Source organism: Micromonospora sp. MH99 (assembly GCF_021442385.1).
Lineage (GTDB): Bacteria > Actinomycetota > Actinomycetes > Mycobacteriales > Micromonosporaceae > Micromonospora.
Map to the genome: position 1 here is coordinate 166301 of NZ_MUZA01000004.1, position 9601 is coordinate 175901.

Sequence of the window (9601 nt, forward strand, 5' to 3'; positions counted from 1 at the left end):
CATGCCCGGGGTCCCTGGCGGACCCACGCGCGCCGCCGCCCGAGGCGACCCACGCCACCCCGGACCGCCGCGTTCCGGCCGTCGCGAGCCTACCGGCAGCCGTACCCCGAACTCGGGGGTCAGTCACCCACCGCGTTGAACAGGGCGGCGACCTCGGCGTTGGTCAGCCGCCGGAGACGCCCGGTGCGCAGGTCGCCCAGCCGGATCGGACCGATGGAGGTACGCACCAGACGGGTGACCGGGTGCCCGACCTCGTCCATCAACCGCCGGACGATGTGCTTGCGCCCTTCGTGCAGGCTCAGCTCCACCTGGGCGGATTTACCCAGGGTGCCCACCACCTTGAACGAGTCGACCTTGACCGGTCCGTCCTCCAGCTCCACGCCCGCGAGGAGCCGCTTGCTGAGGTTGCGCGGGATCGGCCCGACCACCTCGGCGAGGTAGGTCTTGAGCACCTCGTACGACGGGTGCATGAGCTTGTGCGCGAGGTTGCCGTCGTTGGTGAGCAGCAGCAGGCCCTCGCTGTCCGCGTCGAGCCGCCCGACGTGGTAGACCCGCTGATCCAGCCGTCTGCCGATGAAGTCGGCCAGCTCGGTGCGTCCCTTCTCGTCCGCCATGGTGGTGACCACGCCGCGCGGCTTGTTCATCGCCACGTAGACGAGACGGATGTCGACCTGGAGGCGCTCCCCGTCCACGTGGATCACCGCGGTGGCCGGGTCGACCTTGTCGCCGAGCTTCGCGACGCGCCCGTCCACGGTCACCCGACGCCGGAAGATCAGGTCCTCGCAGGCACGCCGGGAGCCCACGCCGGCGGCGGCGAGCACCTTCTGCAGGCGCTCCGCCCCCTCATAGACGGGGGCGTCGGACTTCGGGGAACGGTTATCGGGTCGCATCAGCAAGCTCTTCTACGTCGTCGGGCAGGAAGGGTGCGAGAGGTGGCAGTTCGTCGACGGTGTTCAGCCCGAGCTTCTCCAGGAACAGCGTGGTGGTCCGGTAGAGGAACGCCCCGCTGTCCGGTTCGGCGCCGCACTCCTCGACGAGGCCGCGGGTGAGCAGAGTACGGATCACGCCGTCGCAGTTGACACCCCGGATGGCCGAGATTCGCGACCGGGTTACCGGCTGCTTGTACGCGACCACGGCCAGAGTCTCCAACGCCGCCTGGGTCAGCCGCACGGACTGCCCGTCCAGGACGAACCGCTCGACGTACGTAGCGTATTCCGGCCGGGTGTACAACCGCCAACCGCCCGCCGCCCGCCGCAGCTCGAACCCGTGCCCAGCGGCCGTGTAACCGGCGGCGATCTCGTCGAGCATCGGCCCGATCCGCTCGGCCGGCTGCTCCAGCACCTGCGCCAGGACCAGCTCGCTGACGGGCTCGTCCACCACCAGCAGGATCGCCTCCAGCGCGCCGCGCAGCTCGGCGTCGGGCAGGTCGGGCGCGGGCTCCGGCGCGGCCGTCACCCGCCGCCGCCCCACAATCTCCCGCCGAGGTACGCCAGCAGCCCCCTCCCCCACCTGAGCCGCACCGGCCTCGGCCACCCCGACCGCCTCACGAGGCTCGGCGGACTCGGCGACCCCGGCGGATTCGGCGGACTCGGCGGACCCGACGGATTCGGCGGACTCGGTGGACCCGGCGGATTCGGCGGACTCGGTGGACGATTCCGGCTCCTGGACGGGCGGCGTGCTCCCACGATCTTCTGCGGCTACCGGCGGAACGGTGTCGGCCGCGACGGCGGCTGGCGGGGAGTCGCGTTCGACGTCGGCCTCGGACGACTCGTCGGCCTCGGAAGGGTCAGCGGGCGCAGCGGTTGTGGGGGCTGCTCGGCGGGGGCGCTCCCACGGCGGGACCCAGGCGGCGGCCTGGTCGGCCAGGGAGTCCCGGCGTTCCTCGTCACTCATCCGGCTCACCCTCCGTCGTTCCCGTTCCGCCCGCTCCCACGGACTCCGAGCCGGCCTCCTCCGCCGGCTCCGGCCCAGCCACGAACGCTGGCGCAGTCTCCCCCGCCAACCCGGGCCCAGCCTCACCCGCCGGTTCCGGCCCGGCGACGAGCGCCGACCCGGGCCCGGGCTCGCCCGCCGACTCCGGCGCTGGGGCCGGGTCGGGGTCGGCGGGGGTGCCGGCGTACTCGTCGACGTGCAGTTCGGTCTCGCCGTCGACCGGGCCGGTCCAGCGCACGGTCAGCTCCTCCAGGGCCTGCTCCTGCACGAAGGCCACCAGACCCTCCCGGTACAGCTCCAGCAGCGCCAGGAACCGCGCCACCACCTCCAGGGTGGCCTCGCAGTCCGCGCAGAGCAGCGAGAACGTCGCCGTGCCGGCCCGGCGCAGCCGGGAGGCGAGGATCGCCGCGTGTTCCCGGACGCTGACGCGGACCATGTGCACGTGGGCGATGGACACCTCCGGCACGGGCTTCGGGGTCATCGCCCGCACGGCCAGCTTCAGCAGTCGCTGCGGGCCGATGCCGAGCACCAGGTCGGGCAGCGCCTCGGCGTAGCGGGGCTCCAGGCTGACCGCGCGGGGATACCGCCGACCGCCGACCGCCTCCAGCTCGGCGATGTGCGCCGCCGCCTCCTTGTACGCCTTGTACTGCAGGAGCCGGGCGAAGAGCAGGTCGCGCGCCTCCAGCAGGGCGAGGTCCGCCTCGTCCTCCACCTCGGCGGCGGGCAGCAGCCGGGCCGCCTTGAGGTCGAGCAGGGTCGCGGCGATGAGCAGGAACTCGCTGGCCTCGTCGAGGTCCCAACTGTCGCCCATCGCGCGGATGTAGGCGATGAACTCGTCGGTGACCGTGTGCAGGGCCACCTCGGTGACGTCGAGCTTGTGCTTGCCGATCAGTTGCAGCAGCAGGTCGAACGGGCCGGTGAAGTTGGCCAGCCGCACCGTGAAGCCAGTCGCAGCCGTGTCGGCCACCGGGTCGGCAGTCGGTTCGGCGGGTGGCACACCGTCGACCACTGCCGCAGCAGCGGCTTCGGGCGGGTCGAGGGGTGGCGCGGTCACCGCACGACCGTAGTCCACGACACGGACACCTGGCGTTCCGGCTACCGCTCCGACTGGGCGGCGATCACCTCACGGGCCAACTGACGGTAGTTGCGCGCCCCGGAGGACGCCGGGTCCATCGTCGTGATCGGGGCACCGGCCACGGTGGACTCGGGGAACTTCACCGTCTTGGTGATGACCGTCTGGTAGACCTTGTCGCCGAACGCCTCGACCACCCGCTGGAGCACCTGACGGCAGTGGGTGGTGCGGCTGTCGTACATGGTGGCGAGGATGCCTTCGAGTTCCAGGTCGAAGTTGAGCCGCTCGCGCACCTTGTCGATGGTGTCCAGCAGCAGCGCGACACCGCGCAGGCTGAAGAACTCGCATTCGAGGGGGATGAGCACGCCGTGCGCGACGGTCAGCGCGTTGATCGCCAGCAGGCCGAGCGAGGGCTGGCAGTCGATCAGGATGTAGTCGTACTCCTTGCGCACCGAGCGCAGCACCCGGGCGAGGGCCATCTCCCGGGCGACCTCGTTGACGAGCTGGATCTCGGCGGCGGAGAGGTCGATGTTGGCCGGCAGCAGGTGCAGACCCGCGACGTCGGTCTTGATCAGGACGTCCTCGGCTGTCACGTCGTCCTGCATGAGCAGGTTGTAGACGGACAGGTCGAGGTTGTGCGGGTTGACCCCGAGGCCCACCGAGAGCGCGCCCTGCGGGTCGAAGTCGACAAGCAGCACCTTGCGGCCGTATTCGGCGAGGGCCGCGCCCAGGTTGATGGTGGTCGTGGTCTTGCCGACGCCACCCTTCTGGTTGGCCATCGCGATGATGCGCGCCGGGCCGTGCCGATCGGTGGGCATCGGCTCGGGGATCGGCTTGCGCATGGTGTAGGCCGCCGGATCCGCCGGACCCAGGTCCGCACCGAGCGTGGCCTGCTGCTCGCGGAGCTCCGACGTCCAGGTCTCGGCACGGTCACCGTTGCCAGCCATGTCCTCGTTGCCCCCTCCCGACGACCCACCCGGCGTCGGAGCCGTCCGACGTCCTTCGCGGCGCCGCTGCGCACCCCGGTCGTGTCGCCCCAGGAGGTCCGCGCCGATGCCGACTGTACGCCACCGACCAGCAGGGCGTTCGGCACCGGCCCGGCGTGTCGAAGCCGACGACCGCCGGGGTTCAGCCGAGGGCGCGCGGGTGGGCCGTGGCGTACACCTCGCGCAGCCGCTCGACGGTGACGAGGGTGTAGACCTGGGTGGTGGTCACCGAGGCGTGGCCGAGCAACTCCTGGACCACCCGGACGTCGGCGCCGCCGTCGAGCAGGTGGGTGGCGTACGAGTGGCGCAGGGTGTGCGGGGAGACCGCGGCGGCGCCCTCGACCGGCAGGCCGGCCCGCCCGGCGGCGCGGCGCAGGATGGCCCAGGCGCCCTGGCGGGACAGCGCTCCGCCGCGCGCGTTCACGAAGACCGCGGGGGTTCCCTTGCCGTTGGCGGCCAGAGCGGGTCGGGCCCGGACCAGGTAGGCGCGTACCGCCTCGACGGCGTAGCCGCCGATCGGCACCAGCCGCACCCGGCCGCCCTTGCCGCGTAGCAGCACGGTGCCCTCGTCGGTGTCGAGGTCGTCGATCGCGGCGCCGATCGCCTCGGAGATCCGCGCGCCGGTGCCGTACAGGAATTCCAGCAGCGCCCGGTCGCGCAGCGCGAGTGGCGCCTCCTCGCCGGTCGCGGTGATCGCGCCGGCGGTCTCCAGGAGCCGGACCACGTCGTCGACTCCCAGCGCGCGGGGCAGCCGGCGCGGCGGGGTGGGCGGGCGGACGTCGCGGCTGGGGTCGGCGCCGGCCAGTCCCTCGCGCAGCGCGAAGCGGTGCAGGCCGCGGACGGCGCTGGCGGCGCGGGCGGCGGACGACACGGCCAGGGGCGGATGGTCGTCGTCGCCGGCGCGCAGTCGGGCCAGGTGCGACTCGACGACGCCGGCGCCGACCGACGCGAGGTCGGCGACGCCGGCGTCGGCCAGGGTCGTGAGATAGCGGTCCAGATCCCGGCGGTACGAGGCGAGGGTGTTCGCGGACAGGCCGCGCTCGACGGTGAGGTGGTCGAGGTAGCCGCGCACGGCACGGCGCAGGGCCGGCGCGGGCTCAGCGCCCACGCCGGCCTGCTGCGTGATCCCGCTCAGACCGCCACCGCTCTAGGCCAGGACGTCGGCCAGCGGGAGCACGGTCATGCCGTGCGCCTCGGCGACCGGGCCGTAGGTGACCTGGCCGTCGTGGGTGTTGAGGCCCAGCGCGAGGGCCGGGTCGTTGCGCAGCGCCTCGCGCCAGCCGTTGTTGGCCAGTTCCAGGGCGTACGGCAGGGTGACGTTGGTCAGCGCGTAGGTGCTGGTGTTCGGCACCGCGCCGGGCATGTTCGCCACGCAGTAGAAGATCGACTCGTGCACCTTGTAGACCGGGTCGGCGTGCGTGGTGGGGCGCGAGTCCTCGAAGCAGCCGCCCTGGTCGATGGCGATGTCGACGAGCACGCTGCCCGGCTTCATCCGGGAGACCAGCTCGTTGGAGATCAGCGTCGGGGCCTTCGCGCCGGGCACCAGCACCGCGCCGATGACCAGGTCGGCGTCGAGCACCGCCCGCTCGATCTCGTACGCGTTCGAGGCGACGGTCTGCAGGTGCCCCCGGTAGATGGCGTCGGCCTGGCGGAGCCGGGCGACGTTCTTGTCCAGCAGCAGCACCTCGGACTGCAGGCCCAGGGCGATGGCGGCGGCGTTCATGCCGGAGACGCCGGCGCCGATGACGACGGTCTTCGCCGCGTACACGCCGGAGACGCCGCCGGGCAGCACGCCGCGCCCGCCGCCGGTGCGCATCATGTAGAACGCGCCCACCTGCGGGGCGAGCCGGCCGGCCACCTCGGACATCGGGGCGAGCAGCGGCAACGACCGGTCGGGCAGCTCGACGGTCTCGTACGCGATGCCGGTGACCTTGCGGTCGATCAGCGCGTCCGTGCACTCCTTGGAGGCGGCCAGGTGCAGGTAGGTGAACAGCACCTGCCCCTCGCGCATCCGGTGGTACTCCTCGGCGATCGGCTCCTTGACCTTGAGCACCAGCTCGGCGGTGTCCCACACCTCGTCGGCGGTGGCCAGGATCGTGGCGCCCGCCGCGGCGAACTCCTCATCGGTGATGCTGGAGCCGACGCCGGCGCCGGACTCGACGAAGACCTGGTGGCCGCTGCGGGTGAACTCGTTGACGCCCGCCGGCGTGATCGCCACGCGGTACTCGTGGTTCTTGACCTCGCGTGGGATTCCGACCTTCACGATGCAGACACCTCTCTTCGGGGGCTGGGTTCCCCCCGACTGCTCGGTGCCGCGACGGCCCCGTTGCCGCCACGGTCCACCGGTCCCGCCGGCGGCAGTCTAGGCGTGCCCGACCCCGCTGGAAGCCAGCACAGTGGCATCCGGTGCCCGGGTGACCTGACGGAGTGTCAGGGCGCCGAACGGGCCGGCAGTGGGAACCTCACCTCAGCCGTCAGGACAGTGTTCGCCCATTATCGTCCCATCTGATGTGTGGCGGTGCGGACAGCGGGCGAGTGGATCACTAGTGTGTCCGCCCATGACCACTCCTCCTTACCAGCCGGGGTACGCCCCGGGTTACTCCGACAAGAGCAAGGTCGTCGCGGGCATCCTCGGCATCCTGCTCGGCACCTTCGGGGCCGGTCGGTTCTACACCGGACACACCAAGATCGCCGTTCTCCAGCTCGTCGTGAGCCTGGTGACCTGCGGCGTCGGCGCGCTCTGGGGCGTTATCGACGGCATCCTGATCCTGGTCAACGGCGGCACGGACGCGCAGGGCCGCCCGCTGCGCGACTGACCCGCACGGCGACATACGAAGGGGCCCCGCCGACGGCGGGGCCCCTTTGTGCGTACGCACCGATCGGGAAGGACCGGCGGCGGCGCTCAGCGCGGCAGCGGCGCCTGGGCGCGACGCAGCGCCGCGAAGCCGGTGTCCCGGGCGCGAGCCGCCGCGAGCAGCCCGGCCACCGCGGACGCGTTGGTGATCTCGCCGGCCAGGACCATGTCGACCGCCTCGTCCAGGGCCATCCGGACGATCTGCAGGTCGGCCTCCTCGTCGCGGCGCTCGTGACGCTCGGACGCCGGCACGTCGGCCAGATCCCGGGCCAGGAACACCCGGACGATCTCGTTGGTGAACCCCGGCGAGCTGTGCAGGTCCACCAGCACGTCGACCCGCCCGGCGGTGAGATCGGCCTCCTCGGCCAGCTCCCGCAGCGCGGCGGCCGGCAGCTCCTCACCGGAGACGTCCATCAGCCCGGCCGGCAGCTCCCACAGGTGCCGGCCGACCGGATGCCGGTACTGCCGGATCAGCACCACCTGGCCGGCGTCGTCGAGGGCCACCACGGCCACCGCCCCGACGTGCCGGACGAGGTCGCGCAGCGCGGTCCCGCCGCCCGGCATGGTCACCTCCTCGGTGACCACGTCGAAGATCCGACCCCGGTAGCGCTCCTCGCGGGAGCGCACCTCGTAGCGGTGCTCAAGGTCGCTCACGAGGCCGACGCGGCCTTCGTCGCGGCGCCGTTGCGGGCGGCCTTGCGCGTCGACGGGGCCTCCGACGCCGCCTCCAGGTCGACCGGCAACTGGTCGGCCTGCGAGTACGTCACGGCGGCCTTGACGAACGACGCGAACAGCGGGTGCGGGCGGGTGGGACGGCTCTTCAGCTCCGGATGCGCCTGCGTGGCCACGAAGAACGGGTGCAGATCCCGGTCCAGCTCGACGAACTCGACCAGCCGGCCGTCCGGCGAGGTGCCGGAGATGTGCAGGCCCGCCTTGGTCAGCGCGTCCCGGTAGGCGTTGTTGACCTCATAGCGGTGCCGGTGCCGCTCGCTGATGTCGGTGCTGCCGTACGCCTCGGCGACGATCGACCCCTCGGTCAGCGTCGCCGGGTACGCCCCGAGCCGCATGGTGCCGCCCAGATCGCCCTTGCCGGCGACGATGTCCTCCTGGTCGGCCATCGTGGCGATGACCGGGTGCGCGGCCTGCTCGTCGAACTCCAGCGAGTTGGCGCCGTCCAGGCCGGCCAGGTGCCGGGCCACGTCGATCGTCATGCACTGCAGGCCGAGGCAGAGGCCGAGCAGGGGGATGCCGTTCTCCCGGGCGTACCGGGCCGTGCCGATCTTGCCCTCGATGCCGCGGACGCCGAACCCGCCCGGGATGAGGATGCCGTCCACGCCGGCCAGGGCCGCCGCCGCGCCGGCCGGGGTGACGCACTCGTCGCTGGGCACCCAGCGCAGCTGCACCCGCGCCCGGTGACCGAAACCGGCCGCCCGGATCGCCTCGCTCACCGACAGGTACGCGTCCGGCAGGTCGACGTACTTGCCGACCACCGCGACGGTGACCGTGTGCCGGGGGCGGTGCACCCGCTCCAGCAGGTCGTCCCAGCTCGCCCAGTCCACGTCCCGGAACGACAGCCCGAGCCGGCGCACCACGTACGCGTCGAGCCCCTCGCGGTGCAGCACCTTCGGGATGTCGTAGATGCTCGGGGCGTCCGGCGCCGCGACCACCGCCTCGGCGTCGACGTCGCAGTAGAGCGACAGCTTCTCCTTGAGCTTCACCGGGATCTCCCGGTCGCAGCGCAGCACGATGGCGTCCGGCTGGATACCGATGTTGCGCAGCTGCGCCACGGAGTGCTGGGTCGGCTTGGTCTTCAGCTCGCCCGACGGCGCCAGGTACGGCACCAGCGACACGTGCAGGTAGAAGCAGTTGTCGCGGCCCAGGTCGTGGCGGACCTGGCGGATCGCCTCCAGGAACGGCAGCGACTCGATGTCGCCGACGGTGCCGCCGACCTCGGTGATGACCACGTCGGGCAGGACGCCGTCGTCGTCCGGGTCGGCCATCGCCAGGATCCGCGACTTGATCTCGTTGGTGATGTGCGGGATCACCTGGACGGTGTCGCCCAGGTACTCCCCCCGGCGCTCCTTGGCGATCACGTCGGAGTAGATCTGGCCGGTGGTGACGTTCGCCTTGCCGGACAGGGCCCGGTCCAGGAAACGCTCGTAGTGCCCGACGTCGAGGTCGGTCTCGGCGCCGTCCTCGGTGACGAAGACCTCGCCGTGCTGGAACGGGTTCATCGTCCCGGGGTCGACGTTCAGGTAGGGGTCGAGCTTCTGCATCACCACACGCAGCCCGCGCGCGGTCAACAGGTTGCCGAGGCTGGAGGCGGTGAGGCCCTTACCCAGCGAGGAGGCGACGCCCCCGGTGACGAAAATGTGCCTGGTCGTCCGTGCTGATGGGGCCAAGGCCTGCTCCCGTGTCGTCTGTCGCGGTCATGCAGACCGCCGTGCTCGATCAGCAAAGTGATCACGCGATCCACGGGATTCCACGGTAACACCTCTGCGGCGGGTACTCGCAGGCCGCACCCCGGGTGCGACAGGAGCGGGCCACCCGGACGACGCCCGACGGTCAGGAAGCGGCAACCTCGGTCGATGGCCGGGTGACCGGCGCGGCCGGGGTGTCCGCCGGCGTGCCCACCTGGGTATCCGCCGGTCGTCGCTGCGCCGGCGCGGAGGGTGCCCCGGCCGCCGCGTCCGCCGCCGGACGCTCCGGCGGCGACTGCGCGGGCCCGTCGACCACCTCGGGGCCCACCGGCGCGTC

The 9601-nt window shown here is 72.2% G+C and carries 9 protein-coding genes and 1 pseudogene; 1 reads left to right on the forward strand and 9 read right to left on the reverse strand.

Annotation, left to right across the window (positions count from 1 at the left end; genetic code table 11):
- Positions 1-119: 119 nt before the first annotated feature.
- The 6 genes from B0E54_RS03895 to ald all read right to left on the reverse strand — a co-directional run bounded on the left by B0E54_RS03895 (position 120) and on the right by ald (position 6253).
- Entirely contained in the window at positions 120-890 is a 771-nt protein-coding gene (locus tag B0E54_RS03895) for a pseudouridine synthase (protein WP_234581858.1), read from the reverse strand.
- The gene (gene scpB, locus B0E54_RS03900; protein ID WP_234581859.1) at positions 877-1893 is read right to left on the reverse strand and encodes an SMC-Scp complex subunit ScpB; all 1017 of its coding nucleotides are present in this window, start codon (positions 1891-1893) and stop codon (positions 877-879) included. Before scpB ends, B0E54_RS03895 begins: the two co-directional genes overlap by 14 nt.
- Positions 1886-2986 carry a ScpA family protein gene (locus B0E54_RS03905; RefSeq protein WP_234581860.1) on the reverse strand — a complete coding sequence of 367 codons (1101 nt, stop codon included), beginning with the start codon at positions 2984-2986 and terminating at the stop codon, positions 1886-1888. The genes scpB and B0E54_RS03905 overlap by 8 nt, the downstream gene beginning before the upstream one ends.
- Before the next feature lie 41 nt (positions 2987-3027).
- Positions 3028-3951, reverse strand: a complete 924-nt coding sequence (locus B0E54_RS03910; protein ID WP_088990243.1) for a ParA family protein — start codon at positions 3949-3951, stop codon at positions 3028-3030.
- Between the two features lie 181 nt (positions 3952-4132).
- A complete protein-coding gene (locus B0E54_RS03915; RefSeq protein WP_234581861.1) occupies positions 4133-5098 on the reverse strand; it encodes a site-specific tyrosine recombinase XerD in 966 nt (321 codons plus the stop codon).
- Between the two features lie 39 nt (positions 5099-5137).
- A complete protein-coding gene (ald, locus tag B0E54_RS03920; RefSeq protein ID WP_234581862.1) occupies positions 5138-6253 on the reverse strand; it encodes an alanine dehydrogenase in 1116 nt (371 codons plus the stop codon).
- 229 nt (positions 6254-6482) lie between these two features.
- Here ald and B0E54_RS03925 point away from each other — a divergent pair, with 229 nt between their 5' ends.
- Positions 6483-6806, forward strand: a complete 324-nt coding sequence (locus B0E54_RS03925; protein WP_308195333.1) for a TM2 domain-containing protein — start codon at positions 6483-6485, stop codon at positions 6804-6806.
- 86 nt (positions 6807-6892) lie between these two features.
- On the opposite strand, the gene B0E54_RS03930 is transcribed toward B0E54_RS03925, so the two are convergent.
- The 3 genes and pseudogenes from B0E54_RS03930 to B0E54_RS03940 all read right to left on the reverse strand — a co-directional run.
- On the reverse strand, positions 6893-7498 hold the full coding sequence (locus tag B0E54_RS03930) for an NUDIX hydrolase (RefSeq protein ID WP_234581863.1): 606 nt from the start codon (positions 7496-7498) through the stop codon (positions 6893-6895).
- Positions 7495-9246 (reverse strand): CTP synthase, encoded by a 1752-nt coding sequence (locus B0E54_RS03935; protein WP_234581864.1) that lies wholly within the window; start codon positions 9244-9246, stop codon positions 7495-7497. Before B0E54_RS03935 ends, B0E54_RS03930 begins: the two co-directional genes overlap by 4 nt.
- 163 nt (positions 9247-9409) lie before the next feature.
- Positions 9410-9601 (reverse strand): annotated as a pseudogene (locus tag B0E54_RS03940) (hypothetical protein); the annotation flags it as partial.

Bases quoted from the DNA above. Each gene is read 5' to 3' on its own strand.
- B0E54_RS03895 (WP_234581858.1), bottom strand. From the start codon at position 890: ATGCGACCCGATAACCGTTCCCCGAAGTCCGACGCCCCCGTCTATGAG.
- scpB (WP_234581859.1), bottom strand. From the start codon at position 1,893: ATGAGTGACGAGGAACGCCGGGACTCCCTGGCCGACCAGGCCGCCGCC.
- B0E54_RS03910 (WP_088990243.1), bottom strand. From the start codon at position 3,951: ATGGCTGGCAACGGTGACCGTGCCGAGACCTGGACGTCGGAGCTCCGC.